Source organism: Blastococcus aurantiacus, from assembly GCF_900102425.1.
GTDB classification, from domain to species: domain Bacteria; phylum Actinomycetota; class Actinomycetes; order Mycobacteriales; family Geodermatophilaceae; genus Blastococcus; species Blastococcus aurantiacus.
Genome location: NZ_FNBT01000004.1, coordinates 46,809 through 64,180, shown reverse-complemented (window position 1 = coordinate 64,180; position 17,372 = coordinate 46,809). Strand labels below are relative to the sequence as shown.

General features: G+C 74.0%; 17 protein-coding genes and 1 tRNA gene. 11 read left to right on the top strand and 7 right to left on the bottom strand.

Going from position 1 to position 17,372, the window contains the following annotated elements:
• Nucleotides 1-45: 45 nt before the first annotated feature.
• Both BLS70_RS09030 and BLS70_RS09025 read left to right on the top strand, forming a co-directional pair.
• Nucleotides 46-1,623: a glycoside hydrolase family 13 protein gene (locus tag BLS70_RS09030; RefSeq protein ID WP_091766265.1), complete on the top strand. Its 1,578-nt coding sequence runs from the start codon at nt 46-48 to the stop codon at nt 1,621-1,623.
• A gap of 111 nt (nt 1,624-1,734) precedes the next feature.
• A complete protein-coding gene (locus BLS70_RS09025) occupies nt 1,735-2,331 on the top strand; it encodes a biotin transporter BioY (protein ID WP_218122350.1) in 597 nt (198 codons plus the stop codon).
• 154 nt (nt 2,332-2,485) lie between these two features.
• Here the strand turns inward: BLS70_RS09025 and BLS70_RS09020 are convergent, their stop codons facing one another.
• On the bottom strand, nt 2,486-2,899 hold the full coding sequence (locus tag BLS70_RS09020) for an acyl-CoA thioesterase (protein ID WP_091766263.1): 414 nt from the start codon (nt 2,897-2,899) through the stop codon (nt 2,486-2,488).
• A 68-nt stretch (nt 2,900-2,967) separates the two neighbouring features.
• Between BLS70_RS09020 and BLS70_RS09015 the strand changes: the two genes are divergently transcribed.
• Nucleotides 2,968-3,399, top strand: a complete 432-nt coding sequence (locus BLS70_RS09015) for a protein-tyrosine phosphatase family protein (RefSeq protein ID WP_091766260.1) — start codon at nt 2,968-2,970, stop codon at nt 3,397-3,399.
• A 7-nt stretch (nt 3,400-3,406) separates the two neighbouring features.
• On the opposite strand, the gene BLS70_RS09010 is transcribed toward BLS70_RS09015, so the two are convergent.
• The 3 genes from BLS70_RS09010 to BLS70_RS09000 form a co-directional block, all read right to left on the bottom strand.
• Entirely contained in the window at nt 3,407-4,030 is a 624-nt protein-coding gene (locus BLS70_RS09010; protein ID WP_091766257.1) for a maleylpyruvate isomerase family mycothiol-dependent enzyme, read from the bottom strand.
• Between the two features lie 230 nt (nt 4,031-4,260).
• Entirely contained in the window at nt 4,261-5,931 is a 1,671-nt protein-coding gene (ettA, locus tag BLS70_RS09005; protein ID WP_091766254.1) for an energy-dependent translational throttle protein EttA, read from the bottom strand.
• Between the two features lie 104 nt (nt 5,932-6,035).
• Nucleotides 6,036-6,578 (bottom strand): single-stranded DNA-binding protein, encoded by a 543-nt coding sequence (locus BLS70_RS09000; RefSeq protein ID WP_091766250.1) that lies wholly within the window; start codon nt 6,576-6,578, stop codon nt 6,036-6,038.
• A gap of 187 nt (nt 6,579-6,765) precedes the next feature.
• Here BLS70_RS09000 and BLS70_RS08995 point away from each other — a divergent pair.
• A tRNA-Arg gene (locus tag BLS70_RS08995) sits at nt 6,766-6,838 on the top strand.
• A gap of 72 nt (nt 6,839-6,910) precedes the next feature.
• Entirely contained in the window at nt 6,911-7,156 is a 246-nt protein-coding gene (locus tag BLS70_RS08990; RefSeq protein ID WP_143030375.1) for a hypothetical protein, read from the top strand.
• A 21-nt stretch (nt 7,157-7,177) separates the two neighbouring features.
• Here BLS70_RS08990 and BLS70_RS08985 read toward each other — a convergent pair whose 3' ends face one another.
• Nucleotides 7,178-9,199: a transcriptional regulator gene (locus BLS70_RS08985; RefSeq protein ID WP_176946347.1), complete on the bottom strand. Its 2,022-nt coding sequence runs from the start codon at nt 9,197-9,199 to the stop codon at nt 7,178-7,180.
• 146 nt (nt 9,200-9,345) lie between these two features.
• Between BLS70_RS08985 and BLS70_RS08980 the strand changes: the two genes are divergently transcribed.
• Together BLS70_RS08980 and BLS70_RS08975 are read left to right on the top strand one after the other, a co-directional pair.
• On the top strand, nt 9,346-9,708 hold the full coding sequence (locus BLS70_RS08980; RefSeq protein ID WP_091766245.1) for a cupin domain-containing protein: 363 nt from the start codon (nt 9,346-9,348) through the stop codon (nt 9,706-9,708).
• 215 nt (nt 9,709-9,923) lie between these two features.
• The gene (locus BLS70_RS08975) at nt 9,924-11,210 is read left to right on the top strand and encodes a lytic transglycosylase domain-containing protein (RefSeq protein WP_143030374.1); all 1,287 of its coding nucleotides are present in this window, start codon (nt 9,924-9,926) and stop codon (nt 11,208-11,210) included.
• A gap of 108 nt (nt 11,211-11,318) precedes the next feature.
• Here BLS70_RS08975 and BLS70_RS08970 read toward each other — a convergent pair whose 3' ends face one another.
• On the bottom strand, nt 11,319-12,059 hold the full coding sequence (locus BLS70_RS08970) for an NUDIX hydrolase (protein ID WP_091766239.1): 741 nt from the start codon (nt 12,057-12,059) through the stop codon (nt 11,319-11,321).
• A 71-nt stretch (nt 12,060-12,130) separates the two neighbouring features.
• On the opposite strand from BLS70_RS08970, the gene nadA reads away from it, so the two are divergent.
• From nadA to nadC, 3 genes are read left to right on the top strand one after another with little or no spacing between them, the layout of a single operon-like run.
• Nucleotides 12,131-13,144, top strand: coding sequence for a quinolinate synthase NadA (nadA, locus tag BLS70_RS08965; RefSeq protein WP_218122349.1), 1,014 nt, complete (start codon nt 12,131-12,133; stop codon nt 13,142-13,144).
• On the top strand, nt 13,137-14,822 hold the full coding sequence (locus BLS70_RS08960; RefSeq protein WP_218122348.1) for an L-aspartate oxidase: 1,686 nt from the start codon (nt 13,137-13,139) through the stop codon (nt 14,820-14,822). The genes nadA and BLS70_RS08960 overlap by 8 nt, the downstream gene beginning before the upstream one ends.
• Nucleotides 14,819-15,700, top strand: a complete 882-nt coding sequence (nadC, locus tag BLS70_RS08955; protein ID WP_091766229.1) for a carboxylating nicotinate-nucleotide diphosphorylase — start codon at nt 14,819-14,821, stop codon at nt 15,698-15,700. Before BLS70_RS08960 ends, nadC begins: the two co-directional genes overlap by 4 nt.
• Before the next feature lie 70 nt (nt 15,701-15,770).
• On the opposite strand, the gene BLS70_RS08950 is transcribed toward nadC, so the two are convergent.
• Complete coding sequence (locus BLS70_RS08950) at nt 15,771-16,808, bottom strand: LLM class flavin-dependent oxidoreductase (RefSeq protein WP_091766226.1); 1,038 nt, start codon at nt 16,806-16,808, stop codon at nt 15,771-15,773.
• 109 nt (nt 16,809-16,917) lie between these two features.
• On the opposite strand from BLS70_RS08950, the gene BLS70_RS08945 reads away from it, so the two are divergent.
• The gene (locus tag BLS70_RS08945; protein WP_091766223.1) at nt 16,918-17,220 is read left to right on the top strand and encodes a DUF427 domain-containing protein; all 303 of its coding nucleotides are present in this window, start codon (nt 16,918-16,920) and stop codon (nt 17,218-17,220) included.
• The last annotated feature ends 152 nt before the right edge of the window (nt 17,221-17,372 follow it).

Genomic DNA, 17,372 nt, shown 5'->3' with positions numbered 1-17,372 from the left:
CGGGCTCCGGTCCGACCCGCACGCCCCACGACCTCGAGGAGTCCGGTGTCCCCGGAACCGACAACCCTGCCCGCCGACTGGTGGCGGGAGGCCGTCTTCTACCAGGTCTACATCCGCAGCTTCGCGGACGGGAACGGCGACGGCGTCGGCGACCTGGCCGGGCTGCGCGGACGGCTGACCTACCTGCGCGACCTCGGCGTCGACGCGCTGTGGATCACGCCGTTCTACCCCTCCCCGATGGCCGACCACGGCTACGACGTGGCCGACCCGCGCGACGTCGAGCCCGTCTTCGGCGACCTGGCGGAGTTCGACGCGCTGCTCGCCGAGGCCCACGCCCTCGGCATCCGCGTGACCATCGACCTGGTCCCCAACCACAGCTCCCACGACCACGAGTGGTTCCAGGCGGCCCTGGCCGCGGGCCCCGGCTCGCCCGAGCGGGCGCGCTACCTGTTCCGCGACGGGCGCGGGCCGGACGGGAGCGAACCACCCAACAACTGGCCGTCGGTCTTCGGCGGCCCCGCGTGGACGCGGGTGCCCGACGGCCAGTGGTACCTGCACATCTTCGCCCCCGAGCAGCCCGACCTGAACTTCGCGGACCCCGAGGTGGTCGCCGACCTCGAGGAGACGATGCGCTTCTGGCTGGACCGCGGGGTCGACGGCTTCCGCATCGACGTCGCGCACGGCATGGCCAAGCCCGAGGGGCTCCCGGACATGGTGCCGATGGAGGACACCGGGCTGCTCGACGACCACGGCCCCGGCGACCACCGGTTCGACCAGGACGGCGTCCACGTCGTTCACCGGCGGATCCGCTCGGTGCTCGAGGAGTACCCCGGCCGGATGGCCGTGGGCGAGGTGTGGGTCTCCGACGACGAGCGGCTGGCCCAGTACCTGCGTCCGGACGAGCTGCAATTGGCGTTCAACTTCAAGCTGCTGACGGCGGAGTGGACGCCGACCGCCCTGCGTGACGCGATCGTGCACTCGCTGGCCGCGGTCGAGGGCACGCCCGCCCCGGCGTGCTGGGTGCTGTCCAACCACGACCGCCCGCGGCACGTGACCCGGTACGGCGGCGGGGAGCTCGGCACCCGCCGGGCGCGGGCGGCCGCGCTGCTGCAGCTCGCCCTGCCGGGGGCGGCCTACCTCTACAACGGCGACGAGCTCGGCATGCCCGACGTCGACCTGCCCGACGAGGCGCTGCAGGACCCCATTTGGTTCCGCTCCGGCGGCACCGAGCGGGGGCGCGACGCCTGCCGCATCCCGGTGCCCTGGTCGGGCAGCGAGCCGCCGTACGGGTTCTCCTCGCGTGCCGACACCTGGCTCCCCATGCCGGAGGGCTGGGCGGACCTCACGGCGGAAGCACAGGCTGCCCGACCTGCATCGATGCAGTCGCTGTACCGCGCGGCGCTGGCCTTCCGCGCGTCCTCGCCGGCGTTCGGGGGCGAGGAGCTGACCTGGTTACCGGCACCCGACGGATGCCTGGCGTTCCGCCGTCCCGGTGGCCTCGTGTGCCTGCTGAACCTCTCGGGGACCGCGGTGCCGCTGCCGGAGGGCACCGTGCTGCTGGCGAGCACGGACGTCGAGGGCGGGGAGCTGCCCTCGGACGCCGCGGCGTGGCTGGTGGCCTGAACCGGAGGGCAGCCGGTGGGTGACGCGGGCGGGAGGGCCGTAGTGCAGACTCTCCCGTGATCCGGAGCGCCGGCCGTGCGGCCGACGCTCGCCCGCCGTTCAGGAGGATTCGTGGCCACCGCTTCGATGCCCGCGCAGCCGTTGCGCCCGCTCGTTCTCGCCGACCTGGTGCCCGCCGTGCGCGCGCGCAACGTCGTCCTCGTGGCGCTCGGTGTGCTGCTCACGGCCGCCCTGGCGCAGGTCTCGGTGCCGGTTCCCGGTTCGCCGGTGCCGATCACTGGCCAGACGCTGGCGGTCGTGCTCACCGCCGCCGCGCTGGGCCCGGTGCGGGGCGTCGCCGTCCAGGTGGCCTACATGGCCTGCGCCCTGGTCGGGCTGCCGTTCTACTCGGAGGCCAGCGGCGGCGTCGACGTCGTCTTCGGTGCGACCGGTGGCTACGTCGTCGGCTTCATCCCCGCCGCCGTCCTCATCGGCATGGCCGCCCGCCACGGCGCCGACCGCAACCCGCTCATGGCCGTGCCGCTGTTCATCGCCGGCCAGGCCGTCATCTTCGCCGTCGGCGTTCCGTGGCTGGCCGTCTCGGCCGACATGTCGGCGAGCCAGGCACTGGACGCGGGCTTCTACCCGTTCATCCTCGGTGGACTCGTGAAGGCCGGCGTCGCCGCCGCGGTGCTGGGCACCGCGTGGAAGGCGACCCGCCAGGCCTGATCCCCGCCGCACACGACCCCCGGACACCTCGGTGTCCGGGGGTCGTCGCGTTCTCGGGGCCGGCGCGGTGCTCGCCCTCGCCAACTGCGGGGAACATGGCGTTGCGGGCCGCTCCCCAGTGGCCACTTTCGCCGCAGTTGGCCTGCGGAGCCGCTCAGCCCGCCGGCTCGTCGGTCCAGCGGGCGAGGAACTCCTTCTCCTCGGGCGTGAGGCGGCGCGGCCGGGCGATGGCGAAGTCGAACGGCACGATCTTCGTGCTGCCGGTGACCGCGAGGTTCCCGTGGTCGAAGAGCTCGTAGCGGCACAGGAAGGTGGCCGCGCGGACGTCGGTGATCCACACGTCGACCTGTAGCGGCGTCGACGAGTAGACGACCTGGCGCTTGTAGGCGATCTCGTGCGCGGCGACGATCAGCCCGCGCTGCCTCCCGGTCCGCAGGTCGTGCGTGGGCTGCTCGCGAAACAGGCTGATGCGGGCCATCTCGAAGTAGCCGAGGAAGGCCACGTTGTTGATGTGCTGATAGGCGTCCATGTCCGACCAGCGCATCGGGACCGCAGCGGTGTGCCTCACACCGCCACCATGCCGTACGGCGCCGCGACCTCTCGCACGGACCTCGCCGGCCGTCCTACCGTGGCCCGATGGGCGATCCCTGGCCACCCGACCTGCCGGGCGTGGTCACCCTGCCCTCGGGGCGGCGGGTGTTGGGCCGCGGGCTGCGCAGCGCGCCACCGGAGCCGCCCCCGGAGTTCGGCGTGTACCTGCTGGGGCGCCGGCCCGCAGACCCCGGCTGGGAGCAGCAGTGGGTCCGCTGGCGCGACTTCGGCCTGCCGGCCGACGACCGGGAGCTGCGGCGGGCGCTGACCGAGGCCTGGGAGCGGGCCGACGGGGAACGCGTGGAGATCGCCTGCCGCGGCGGCACGGGCCGCACCGGCACGGCGCTGGCCTGCCTGGCCGTGCTGGACGGCGTCCCCGCCGAGGACGCCGTGGCGTTCGTGCGCCGCCGCTACCGGCCGCGGGCGGTCGAGACCCGATGGCAGCGCCGCTTCGTGCTCCGGTTCGGAACCGGCTGAGGCGGCCTCAGCCGCCCACGCGCTGGGCGATGCGCGCCTGTCCGGGGCCGGACAGGTCGACGACGGCGGCCCGCCGGCCGGCCACCGTCATGAGGATCGCCTCGCCCGTCCCTCGGACCTCGGGGCCGCGACCGAAGGTCCAGTCGATGTCGGTGGCCACGAGCCGGACGTCCCGCACGCGGAGCACGCCCAGCAGGGTGGGTGCGAACAGGGCGGTGCGCAGCGCGGGCACCAGCCGCTCCGCGGGGATGGTCCGAGGCAGCGCCAGGGGCCGGCGGATGTCCTGCTGGTGGATCATCCCGTCGGTCAGGGCGATCGCCCCGCCCATGCCGGCGGTGAGGCCGGCCGGGTCGAGGTGGTCGTCCAGGAGCTCGATCAGCTGGGCCGGCGTGCGCGTCGCGTACTCGCGCAGTCCGATGTCGTTGACGCGGTCGACGCTCAACCGCCCGCGGAGGAAGCGCTCCGCGAGCTGCCGTGCGCCCAGTTCCTCGTAGCTGAGCATGTGCGCCACCACGTCGTGGACGGACCACCCGGCGCACAGAGACGGGGTGCGCCACTGCTCCTCGCTGAGTCCGGTGAGGAGGTCGCGCAGGTCTTCCCGCTCCGCCCGCGCCAGGCCCATCAGGCTCATGCGTCCTCCGTCGGCCGTCGCGGTCGCGCGGCGCGCGACGAGGTGGCCGAAGCGTAGGAGACCTCGGCGGGCCCCACCAGACACGCCGCTGCCGGGCACCCGGTTCCTCGGACGGCGACGGCCGGCGCGGAGCGGGTGCTCCGGCCGGCCGTCGGTGACGTACTGGAACCGGCCCCCTCGCAGGGGCCCACCGCGAGCTCGCGAGCGGTGGGGGGCGAGGGGGTCCTTCTTCAGTCGCGGGAGAGCTTGCGGTAGGTCGCCCGGTGCGGCCGGGTGGCCTCCTGGCCGAGCCGCTCGACCTTGTTCTTCTCGTAGTCGTCGAAGTTGCCCTCGAACCAGAACCACTTCGAGTCGCCCTCGTAGGCCAGGATGTGCGTCGCCACACGGTCCAGGAACCACCGGTCGTGGCTGACCACGACGGCGCAGCCCGGGAAGTCCAGCAGCGCGCTCTCCAGGCTGGTGAGGGTCTCGACGTCGAGGTCGTTGGTCGGCTCGTCGAGCAGCAGCAGATTGCCACCCTGCTTGAGGGTCAAGGCGAGGTTGAGACGGTTGCGCTCGCCACCGGACAGCACGCCGGCCAGCTTCTGCTGGTCGTGGCCCTTGAAGCCGAAGGCCGCGATGTAGGCCCGCGAGGGCATCTCGACGTTGCCCACCTTGATGTGGTCCAGGCCGTCGGACACGACCTCCCACAGCGTCTTCTTCGGGTCGATGCCGCCGCGGCTCTGCTCGACGTAGGAGAGCTTGACCGTCTCGCCGACCTTGATCTCGCCCTCGTCGGGCTTCTCCTCGCCGACCAGCATCTTGAACAGTGTGGTCTTGCCGGCGCCGTTGGGGCCGACGACGCCGACGATGCCGTTGCGCGGCAGGGTGAACGACAGCCCGTCGATGAGGACGCGGTCGCCGAAGCCCTTGGTCAACTTGCTCGTCTCGACGACGACGCTGCCCAGCCGCGGGCCCGGCGGGATCTGGATCTCCTCGAAGTCCAACTTGCGGAACTTGTCGGCCTCCGCGGCCATCTCCTCGTAGCGGGCCAGCCGGGCCTTGCTCTTGGCCTGACGGGCCTTGGCGCCCGAGCGCACCCACTCCAGCTCGTCCTTGAGCCGCTTGGCGCGCTTCGCGTCCTTGGCCCCCTCGACCTGCAGGCGGGCGGCCTTGGTCTCGAGGTAGGTGGAGTAGTTGCCCTCGTAGGGGTAGGCCCGACCGCGGTCGAGCTCGAGGATCCACTCGGCGACGTTGTCGAGGAAGTACCGGTCGTGGGTGACGGCGACGACGGTGCCGGCGTACTTCTCCAGGTGCTGCTCCAACCACGCGACGCTCTCGGCGTCCAGGTGGTTGGTGGGCTCGTCGAGCAGCAGCAGGTCCGGCGCCTCGAGCAGCAGCCTGCACAGCGCGACCCGGCGGCGCTCACCACCGGAGAGGACGGTGACGTCGGCGTCGCCGGGCGGGCAGCGCAGCGCGTCCATGGCCTGCTCGATGCGGGCGTCGAGCTCCCAGCCGTCGTTCTGCTCGATGACCTCCATGAGCTCGCCCTGCTCGGCCATCAGCGCGTCGAAGTCGGCGTCGGGCTCGCCCATCGCCGCGCTGACCTCCTCGAAGCGGGTCAGGGCGTCGCGCAGTGGCTTGACGGCCTCCTCGACGTTGCCGCGCACGTCGAGGTTCTCGTTGAGCGGCGGCTCCTGCAGCAGGATGCCGACCGTCGCGTCCGGCGCGAGCGTCGCCTCACCGTTGGAGGGCTGCTGCATGCCGGCCATGATCTGCAGGACCGTCGACTTGCCGGCGCCGTTCGGGCCGACGACGCCGATCTTCGCGCCGGGCAGGAACGACAGGGTGACGTTGTCGAGGATCACCTTGTCGCCGTGCGCCTTGCGCGCGCGGACCATCGTGTAGATGTACTGAGCCACTGGGCTTCGGAGCCTTCCGTCGTGTCGCGTGCGGGGGGCGGGCCGGCGTCCCCGGCCCGGCCCCCATGCGTTCTCACCCCCGATCCTCCCAGCCCGGGCAACCGCTATGCGTGCGCGGGCACCAGGGAGGAGTCGTCGGCGTCCGCCCGGTCCAACGCCGCGTCGTCCCCGGAGTAGTCCCGCCCGGCCCTCGGTTCCGCCGACGCGCCGGTGAAGCGCTCGTCCTGCGGCTCGCCGGCCTCGGGGGCGATCTCCCCCGTCGTCCGGTCGACGGTCTCGGCGGGCAGGCGGGACCGGTCCCGCCTGAACTCGGCGGTGCCCCGCGACAGGTTCGGCCCCACCGCGAACGCACGGATGCGCGGCTTGCTGCGCGGCCCGCTCTCGGACTCCCAGCTGTGCGTGGTGAGCGCCCCCTGCACGATGACCGGGTCGCCCTTGCTGATGCTGGCCGCGACGTTGCCGCTCAGCGACCCCCAGCACTCGACGTCGACCCAGAGGGTGCCGGAGTCGACGTACTGCTGGGTGGCGCTGTCGTAGCGGCGGGCGGTCGAGGCCATGCGGAAGTTGGTGACGGCGCCGTTCTCCAGGCTGACGCGTCGGGGTGAGTCGACGACGTTGCCGACGACTGTGACGGTGGTGTCGTTCACGGTGCTCCTCGGATGTGCTGCGCCGGAGGGCGCGACCGGCGCGGTGCCGGCGTCCTCCGACCCTGCGGGGCGAGCAGCCCGGCGGGTCCCTGTCAGGAGCATCTGTGGACCCGTCCCACCCCTGTGGACGACGCCGGCCACGCTCTCGAACCCGGCGTGACCCGGCGATGCGATGATCGGCGACCGAGCGCCCGTAGCTCAGCGGATAGAGCACCGGACTTCTAATCCGACGGTCGCAGGTTCGAATCCTGCCGGGCGCGCTTCTCCTCGTCCGGGCAGCTCGCGCCCGACGGGCGGTCTCGACGACCCGTTCCGCGGGTAGGCACCTGCCTATGAGCGCACAGGCAGGTACCGGGACGTGGGACGTGCAGGAACCCGGCTTCGACGGCCAGGTCCGGATCGAGAACGGCGTGGTGCACATCAGCGGCGTCCGGCCGCAGGACGGTTCGGCTGTGGTCAAGGACGTCCCGGCCGATCGCGACCCCCAGCTGACCGAGCTCGTCGAACTCGCGGTCGCCGGCCAGGACGGCGTCGGTCCTCAGCTGCTGGCCCACCTGGGCGTGCTGGACCCCACCTGAGCCGCAGCCCCGCGGCACCGGTCACAGCTCCCACCGGAGCTCCATCCGAGGGTCAGGCGCGTAGCAGCAGTACGTGCCCGTGCGCACGGTCCGGGTGAGGTGATCGGCGAGCTCGGGATGGTGCCGGGCGATCCGGACGATCGAGTAGCGCAGCGAGCGCGTGACGCTCGCTCGTGCGCGCTCCGACGGGGAGCCCATCACCCGGTGCCGACCACCGAGTCCGAAGGCTCCGGCCAGCTCCCGGACCAGGTAGTCGCGGTCGGCCCGGGCCAGCGCCACGCGCTCGGCGTCGCCGCGGGCGGCTGCCTCGTCCAGGTCGTCGTCGATCTCGGCGAGACGCCGCTTGTAGGCAGCGCGCGCCTGCCCGTCGAGCACCGGCCCGGCGTCGTTGCCGTCCGCACGCGCGGCCTCGCCGTCCTCGCCCACGACGAGGTCCAGGACGTGGAACTCGCGATCCGGGGCCGCCAGGAGCCGGGCCAGGTGGTGCATGCCCTTGAGGTCCTGCAGCAGCACCGCCCGGCCGCCGAAGACGACGGTCCTCGTGTCGCCGTCCAAGCGGAAGACGCACCGGCCGCCGTCGGGCAGCGGCTCCCGCGGCGGGAGGCCGGCAGTCCGAGCACCGATCCGGTCGAGCGTCGCCCAGGCGGTCTCCTCCTCCAGAGCTGCACGGTCGACCCGGCCGGCGAGGCGGTGAGCTCCGGCGAGGACCAGGCGGGCCGACGCGCACTCGTACGGGGCGCCGACCTCGCTCCAGCCGGCGAGCGCGTCCTCGGCCCACCGGACGGCCGACGCCGCATCGCCCTCGCCGACCGCGACCCGGCCGTGCGCGACGGATGCGGCGGCGGCCAGCGCAGGACTGCGGTAGGTGGTGGCGATCTCCGAGAGCCGTCCCGCGGCCGACCGGCCGGTGGCGATGTCGCCCGCGGCCAGCGCGATCTCGGCCTGTGCGGCCAGCAGCGGCGCCGTGCGCAGCTCGCCGTAGGGCGGCCACTCCTTCGACGGCACGGCGCAGGGGCGCTCGAGCGCGTCGTCGATGAGCGTCCGCGCGGCCACGACGTCACCCTGGGCGAGCCGGAGCAGTGCCAGGCCGGGCTGGGGATCCCAGCCATGCCCGTGGGCCTCGAGGAACGCTGCTTCGGCGCCGGCGAGGTCGCCCTTGCGCAGCCGGATGATGCCGAGCTCGGTGAGCGGCCAGCCGAACTCCCAGCGCATCCAGGGGCGCAGCTCACGGCAGGCCTCGAGCGCTTCCCGCTCGGCCTCCGCGCATGAGCCGCGCAAGCGGAGGATCTCCGCGCGGTGCACCCGGCAGCGGCCGTTGATGCCGCCGTACGCGGCACCTGACCGCCACCGATCCATGGCCTCGGTCCACTGCTCGGCCCGGTCGTACTGGGCCAGCCCCTGCATGGCGCAGATCAGCTCGCAGTAGACCATTCCGGCGCCCAGGGCATCGAGCTCGCCGGAGACGACGCTGACCGCCGCCTCGTCGAGCAGCTCCAGCCCCCGGTCGACGTCGCCGTCCAGGATCACGATGCGCGCCGTCGCCACGCGCCCCAGCGCCACCGCCAGCGGCACGGCCTGCCTCCGACCGGCGTCGACCGCCACCTGCGCCCAGGTCCGGGCGCGCTGCATGTCGCCGCACATGAACCGCTCGTAGGTCCGCGCCATCGCCACCAACGCGGAGGTCGACGACTCCGGAGCGCCCGCGGACAGGCTGTCGGCGCGCGCGAGCCAGCCGCGCACCGGCGCCATCAGACCCGTGTCCATCATCAGGTACATGGCGATGGTCGCTGCCGTGGCGGCCGCCCCGGGGTCGTCCCCCGAGGCCTGGCGGACGGCGTAGAGCCGTTCCCAGGACCCGATGGCCAGCTCGAACTCCCCGGCCCCGTAGGCGGCCCGGGCCTGCATGTCGAGTTCGACGTCGGTCAGGGGACGTTGCTCGCCGAGACGCCGGAGCGCATCGAGGGCCGCGGCCCACTCCCCACGCATCAGCACCGTGCCGGCTGCGGCGTCCCGATCCGCCTGGTCGAGCCCGCCTACCGCCATCGGTCCTCCGCCGCCCGGGCGTCCGAGCGTAGAGGCGGAACGCGCCTGACGGCAGGGCGTCGTCCTTCCCCCCGGAACACGTTTTGTTCCGCCTCCTCCTGTGACCGGCGGACGGCCGGCTCCGAATCCGACGAGAGGACGCCACGATGAACACCGAGCTCGACGCACTGCCCCTCGAGGTCCACCAGGGCGAGCTGGTCACGCGCTACACGGAGTGGGGCGAGATGGGCGTGCGCTACGCGCGCGTCCCCGCCGGAACGGACATGAGCCCGGTACTGGAAGGCCTGCCAGGGGACCGCTGCCCGAGCCCGCACTGGGGTGTCGTGCTGGAAGGCGCCGTGCGGCTCACGAGCGCCGACGGCACCGAGGAGGTCACGCGTGCCGGCGAGGCCTACTACTGGCCGGCCGGGCACACGGCCCGGATGGACGAGGCCACCGCGTTCCTGGAGATCGGGCCCGCCGACGCCATGCGCCGGTTCAGCGAGCACGCCAAGGCCAAGCTGGGCTGACCGAGGACCCGGGACGCCGGAGCACTGCGCCGGCGTCCCGGGTCAGGCTTCGATCCGGACGCATGTGATTAGGACCACACGTCACGGGTACCGGCCCTCCGCCACGGGGACCGGTACGGCGACGCCACCAGGAGTGACGAGTGCGGAAGTCGATGCGTGCGCGGGGAGCAGACTCGCAGCAGCCGGGGGGCGGGGCACGTAACCGGCATCGGAGCGTGCTGGTGGCTGCGGTGGTCGTCGGCTGCGCCGGTCTGTTCAGCGGAGTCAGCGCCTCCACCGGCGGCGGCGACGAACTGCAGGAGGTCGACGCCCTCACCAGCACCGAGGAACCCGAGGCGTCCGCCCTCTCCCGCGGCGCCCCCGCCGGCGCGATCACCCTGCCGCCGTTGCCGGTCCAGGTCGACCGCCCCCAGCCGGCCACGCCTGCGGTGATCACGGGCCTGGCGGACAACGGCATCCCGAACGTCGCCCTCAACGCCTACCGCGTCGCCGCGACACGGATGAACGCCTCCGACCCCGGCTGCGGCATCGACTGGTCACTGCTGGCCGCCATCGGCCGCGTGGAGTCCAACCACGGCCGTTTCGGCGGCGCGGTCCTCAACGCCGACGGCACGTCGAGCCCCGAGATCCGTGGCCCGGCGCTGAACGGCGTGAAGTTCGCCTTCATCGCCGACTCCGACGACGGCGCCTTCGACCACGACCCGCAGTACGACCGCGCCGTGGGCCCCATGCAGTTTATCCCGACCACCTGGCGGTCCTACGCCGTGGACGCCGACGGGAACGGCACGACCGATCCGTTCGACATCGACGACGCCGCGTTGGGGTCGGCGAACTACCTGTGCACCGCCGGCGGCGACCTGCGCACCGACGCCGGTCAGCGCCGGGCGGTGTTCGCCTACAACCACTCCGACGAGTACGTCGCCCAGGTGCTCGCGCTGGCCCGCTCCTACGCGACCGGCGTCCCGGTGGACTCCCTGCCGCTGCTCGGCGACACGAGCAGTCCCGTTCCGGCCCCGTCGGGCAGCTCGGGCTTCCCCGCGGCCCCCGGCCCGGCCCTCGGCGTCGGCGACCGGACCGCTGCCTCCGGCGACACGGTGCTGGTCGGCAGCAGCGCTCCGCCGCCGGCAGCCCCGGCCCCGGCTCCGCCCGCGCCCCCTGCGCCCGCACCGGCGGGTGGGAACGGCGCACCCGCAGGCGACGGTGGCGACAGCCCGCCCCCGGCGGCCGCCGGTCAGCCGCCGGCACCCGCGCCCGCTCCTGCTCCGGCACCCGCTCCGGTGCCCCCGCAGGCGGCCGCCCCGGCGCCCGCGTTGCCGCTCCCGCTCCCCGTCCTCCCGCTACCGGCACCCCCGAAGCCTCCGGCGTCCGCGCCGGCGCCGGCGCCGGCGCCCCCGAAGGTCGTCGAGCCGGTGGCGGGCGTGACCTGCACCCTGCTCGGTCCCCTCGGCAAGGCGCTGCTCCCGGACCTGCCGGTGTGCCCCCCGGGCACGCCGATGCGATAGCCCCGACGACGACGAACCCCCCCGGCCGCGTGACGCAGCCGGGGGTTCGTCCGGTGACCGTCCCGTTCGACCCCGCCCCGCCAGGAGGGCGGCGTCGCGGGCGCCCCGTCACCCCTCGAGTCCGCCGCGCCGTCCCTCGCTTCCCGGCCTCCGGGACGGCGGGCGGAACACCGCGAAGGGATCGGTGACCGACAGCTCCGGCGTCACGAAGCGGTAGAGCGCCGCCGGCCGGCCACCCGCGCGACCGGGCGGCGCCTGCTCCCCCGTCGGCTCCAGCACCCCCCGCCGGAGCAGCACCCGCTGCAGGTTCGTGGCGGTGACGTCGTAGCCCAGCGCGGCCACGTAGAGCTCGCGCAGCTCGGCGACGGTGAACTCCGGCGGCGCCAGCGCGAACCCGACGTTCGTGTAGGAGAGCTTCGACCGCAGCCTGACCAGCGCCGACCGCACGATCGAGCCGTGGTCGAACGCCGTCGTCGGCAGGTCGTCGACCGGGTGCCAGGCGGTGTCGTCGGGCAGCGCCGGGTCGACGTGGGTCGGGATGAGCCCCAGGTAGGCGGTGGCCACCGTCCGACCGCGGGGATCGCGGCCGGGGTCGCTGCGGGTCTCCAGCTGCTCGAGGTGGCCGAGGTGGGACACCTCGACCTTCGCCGTCAGCTGGCGGGCCACCGAGGCGCCGAGCGTCTCGTCGGCCAGCAGCGGACCGCCCGGCAGCGCCCAGGCGCCGGCGAAGGGCTCGTTCGGCCGCTCCCAGAGCATCGCGTGCAGCCGCCGCGCCCGGACCTGGAGCACCACCGCCAGCGCCTGGTGCGGGTAGGCCGGGCGCTCCGGCGACGACCACACGGAACCCATGCCGGGAATGCTAGGGTCTTCCCACGAGGTTTTCGCCTGATAGTCAGAAACCCACTCGCATGGAGGTCCCCGTGACCGCGACGCTCCCCGCCCCCACCGCAGCCGGCTGGACCCCCGCCCAGTGGCAGGACTGGCGCGACGAGGTGCGCCGGCTCGCCCGCGAGAAGGACGTCGTGATCCTGGCGCACAACTACCAGGCGCCCGAGGTCCAGGACGTCGCCGACCACGTGGGCGACTCGCTCGCGCTGTCCCGCCTCGCGGCCGCCAGCGAGGCGAGCACGATCCTGTTCGCCGGCGTCCACTTCATGGCCGAGACGGCGAAGATCCTCGCGCCCGAGAAGACCGTCCTCGTGCCGGACGCGAACGCCGGCTGCTCGCTGGCCGACACCATCACCGCCGACCAGCTGCGCGCGTGGAAGGCCGAGCACCCCGGCGCCGTCGTCGTCTCCTACGTCAACACCTCCGCCGAGGTGAAGGGCGAGACCGACATCTGCTGCACCTCGTCCAACGCCGTCGAGGTCGTCGAGTCGATCCCGGCCGACCGCGAGATCCTCTTCCTGCCCGACCAGTTCCTCGGCGCGCACGTCCAGCGCGTCACCGGCCGGCAGAACATGCGCATCTGGATGGGCGAGTGCCACGTGCACGCCGGCATCTCCCCCACCGACCTGCGCGCCAGCGTCGAGGCCGCTCCGGACGCCGAGCTGCTGGTGCACCCCGAGTGCGGCTGCGCCACGAGCGCGCTGTGGATGGTGTCCGACGGCCAGCTGCCCAGCGAGCGGGTGCACATCCTCTCCACCGGCGGCATGCTCGACGAGGCCCGGAGGACGACGGCGAAGCGCGTGCTCGTCGCCACCGAGATCGGCATGCTGCACCAGCTCCGGCAGGCCAACCCGACGACCGCGTTCGAGCCGGTCAACTCCCGCGCCGCCTGCCCCTACATGAAGATGTCGACGCCGGAGAAGCTGCTGCGCGCCCTTCGCGAGGGCCGCGACGAGGTCACCGTCGACCCGCAGGTGGCCGCGCGGGCCCGCGCCGCGGTCGAGGCCATGGTTGCCATCGGCACGCCGTCGCCGGTCGGTGAGTGAGGTGCGCAACCGGGTCGCCAGCCTGGCGCCCACCGTCGTCGCCGCGCTGCCGCTGCCGGATGCGGAACGCGAGCAGGTCACCGACGTCGTCGTCGTGGGCAGCGGCGCCGCGGGACTGATGACCGCCGTCGCCCTGGCCGAGGCCGGGCGCACGGTCACCGTCGTCACCAAGGGCGAGCTGGGCGCGGGCAGCACGCCGTGGGCCCAGGGCGGCCTCGCCGCCGTCCTCGGTGCCGACGACGACGCCGAGCTGCACGTGCGGGACACGCTCGTCGCCGGTGCCGGGCTCTGCGACGAGTCCGCCGTCCGCGAGCTCGTGGCCGAGGCGCCGGACGCGATCGCGCAGCTCCAGAAACTCGGCGCCCGCCTCGACCTCGACGCCGACGGCCGGCCCGCGCTGACCCGCGAGGGCGGGCACAGCCGCGACCGCATCGTGCACGCCGGAGGCGACGCCAGCGGTGCCGAGGTCACCCGGACGCTCGCCGGGGCGCTCCGGGACCGCGGCATCGCGGTGCTCGAGCACACCGTCGCCCTCGACGCGCTGCTCACGGCCGACGGACGGGTCGGTGGGCTGCGCACCGCGCGCATCGGGGACGGCGGCGCACTGCTCGACGTCACCGACGTGCGCGCCCGTGCCGTGGTGCTGGCCACCGGCGGCTTCGGTCAGGTGTTCACCGCCACCACCAACCCCGCCGGGGCCACCGGCGACGGGCTGGCCCTCGCGCTGCGCGCCGGGGCCGAGGTGGCCGACGTCGAGCTGGTGCAGTTTCACCCGACGGCGCTGTGGACCGGCGCCGGCGCCCGCGGGCAGCAGCCGCTGGTCTCCGAGGCGGTGCGGGGTGAGGGCGCCGTGCTGGTCGACGGCGAGGGGAACCGGATCATGGCCGGCGCCCACCCGCTCGCCGACCTGGCCCCGCGCGACGTCGTCTCGGCGACCATCGCCGCCTCCCTGCGCTCGACCGGCGCCGACCACGTCTTCCTCGACGCCCGGCACCTCGGCGCGGACTTCCTCGAGGGCCGCTTCCCCGGGATCGTCCGGGCCTGCCGTGACGCCGGGCTGGACCTGGCGCACGAGCCGGTGCCGGTCGTGCCGGCCGCCCACTACGTCTGCGGCGGGGTGCTCGCCGACCTCGACGGCCGCACGAGCGTGACCGGCCTCTACGCGGTCGGCGAGGTCGCGTGCACCGGCGTCCAGGGCGCCAACCGGCTTGCCTCGAACTCGATCACCGAGGGGCTCGTCGCCGCCCGCCGCTGCGCCGAGCTGCTGGCCACCGACCTGCCTGCCCCCACCGAGGTCGTCGCACCCGCATCCGGCTCCGGCGCGGTGGACCCGGCGGCGCGCGCGGCGGTCACCGCGGCCACCACCCGGCACGCCGGCGTCCTCCGCGACGCCGAGGGGCTGACGGCGCTGGTGCGGACCCTCGCCGCCGTCGACCGGAGCGCCGCGCCGCTCGACGTGGCCGCGGTCGAGGTCACGGCGCTGCACACGGTGGCGACCCTGCTCGCGTCGGCCGCGCTCGCCCGCACCGAGAGCCGGGGCTGCCACCGGCGCCTCGACGTCCCCGAGACCCGGCCGGAGTGGCAGGTGCGGCTGGTGCACCGGCTCGACCGCACCGGCCACCTGCGCACCCGCACCGTGCCGGTCCAGGCCGGCGCCGACGAGCAGGTGGTCGCATGAGCGTGCGCCCCCAGCTGGCCGCGGCGCTGCAGGCCGACGGTCTGGACCCGGTCGCCGTCGAGCGGATCATCCGCACCGCCCTCGACGAGGACCTCGCGTTCGGCCCGGACGTCACGACGGAGTCCACGGTGCCGGCCGGCACCGTCGCCACCGGTGACGTGACCCCGCGCAGCGTCGGCGTCCTCGCCGGGGTGCACGTTGCCGCCGCCGTCTTCGACCTGGTCGGTGGCGCGGCGGTCGAGGTCCTCGTGCACGAGGCCGACGGCGCGGCGACCGAGCCGGGGCTGCCGGTCCTCACCGTCACCGGCCCCACGCGGTCGCTCCTCACCGCCGAGCGGACCGCCCTCAACCTGGTCTGCCACCTCTCGGGCATCGCCTCGCTCACCCGGCAATGGGCCGACGCGATCGAGGGCACCGGGGCGGCCGTCCGCGACACCCGGAAGACGACGCCCGGCCTGCGGGCGCTGGAGAAGTACGCGGTGCGCTGCGGCGGCGGGGTCAACCACCGGATGGCACTGGGCGATGCGGCCCTGGTCAAGGACAACCACGTCGCTGCCGCGGGGGGCATCGCGGCGGCGGTCGCAGCGGTGCGGACGACGGCGCCGGACATCCCGCTCGAAGTCGAGTGCGACACGCTCGACCAGGTGCGGGAGGCGATCGCGGCCGGTGTCGAGCTGGTGCTGCTGGACAACTTCTCCACCGCCGACACCCGCACCGCGGTCGGCCTGGTACGCGGCACCGGCGTGCGACTGGAGGCCAGCGGCGGGCTCGAGCTGTCCCGCGCGGCCGAGGTGGCGGCGACCGGCGTCGACTACCTGGCGGTCGGCGCGCTCACCCACAGCGCGCCCGTGCTCGACCTCGGCTTCGACCTCCGCTGACCACCCGCTGGTGGCCCCGTCCAGGGCACCGCCCTGAGCCTGCGAAGGGTGGGGAGGACGGGGTCCTTCTTCAGGCGGTGCGGCGGTCCGGGTGCACCCAGCCGATGGCCGGGGCCACGTGCTCGACGATGGTCTGCAGCAACCGGGCGTTGTACTCGACACCGAGCATGTTGGGCACCGTGAGGAGCAGGCTGTCGGCCTCGCGGACGGCAGCGTCCTTGGCCAGGTCCTCGGCGAGCTGGTCGGGCTCGCCCACGTAGCTCTTGCCGAACCGCGCCCGCACGCCCTCGAGGATGCCGACCTGGTCCTCGCCCGGGTCGCCGCCGAAGTACTGGCGGTCGAGGTCGCTGACGATCGGCAGCACGCTGCGGCTCACCGACACCCGGGGCTCGCGCTCCCACCCGGATTCCCGCCAACTGGCGCGGAAGCGGGCGATCTGCTCGGCCTGCAGCTCGTCGAAGGGCACGCCGGTGTCCTCCACCAGCAGGGTGGAGCTCATCAGGTTCATCCCCTGACGCGCCGTCCACTCGGCCGTGGCGCGGGTGCCCGACCCCCACCAGATGCGGTCGGCCAGGCCGGGTGACTGCGGCTGGATGGCCAGCCGGCCGGGACGTCCGCCGGTCATCTTCGGGTCGGCGTCCACGACCGGGTCGCCGGAGATCGCGCCGAGGAACAGTGCGGTCTTCTGGCGGGCCAGTTCGGCGTCGTCGCTGTCCGGGCCGGGCACGTAGCCGAAGGCCTCCGAGCCGCGCAGCGCCGTCTCCGGTGATCCACGGCTGACGCCGAGCTGCAGCCGGCCGTCGCTGAGCAGGTCGGCCGCGGCAGCCTCCTCCGCCATGTACAGCGGGTTCTCGTAGCGCATGTCGATGATCCCGGTGCCCAGCTCGATCCGGGACGTGCGGGCGGCCATCGCCGCGAGCAGCGGGAACGGCGACGCGAGCTGGCGGGCGAAGTGGTGCACCCGCACGTAGGCGCCGTCCAGGCCGATCTCCTCGGCCGCCTCGGCCAGCTCGACCGTCTGCACCAAGGCGTCCCGGCCGGTGCGCACCTGCGAACCCGGGATGGGCTGCCAGTGCCCGAAGTTCAGGAAGCCGATCTTCTTGTCCACGCCGCCCTCAGCGTCGTGCGACCACGCCGTGTTCCCGGGATGACCCGGGCCCGCGGCGGCGTTGCCTCGAGGAGCGACCGCATGGAGCGGTCCTGCGGGAGGAGATCCCATGCGCGCCACCGTCAACGGCACCGTCGTCGCCGAGGCCCCCGAGTCCGACCTCGTCCGGATCGAGGGCAACTGGTACTTCCCGCCGTCCGCGGTGGTCGACGGGGCGCTCACCGAGAGCCCCACCGCCTACACCTGTCCGTGGAAGGGCGCGGCCCAGTACTGGGACGTCGTCACCCCGTCCGGGACGACGTCGGACGGCGCCTGGAGCTACCCCGACCTCAAGCCGTCGGCCGTGGATCGGGTCGGCACCGACTTCGCCGGCTACGTCGCCTTCTCCCCCGGCGTCACCGTCGGCGAGTGAGGACGTGACCGGGCCACGGTTCTGGCACGACTGACGCCGCCCGGCGAACAGGACCCACCTGCCGGACGAGACCGCACACCTTCGGCAGATCATGCCGGACGTCCGGACGTTCTCACGCACTGTGACGGCACGATCACGACTCTCCGTGCACG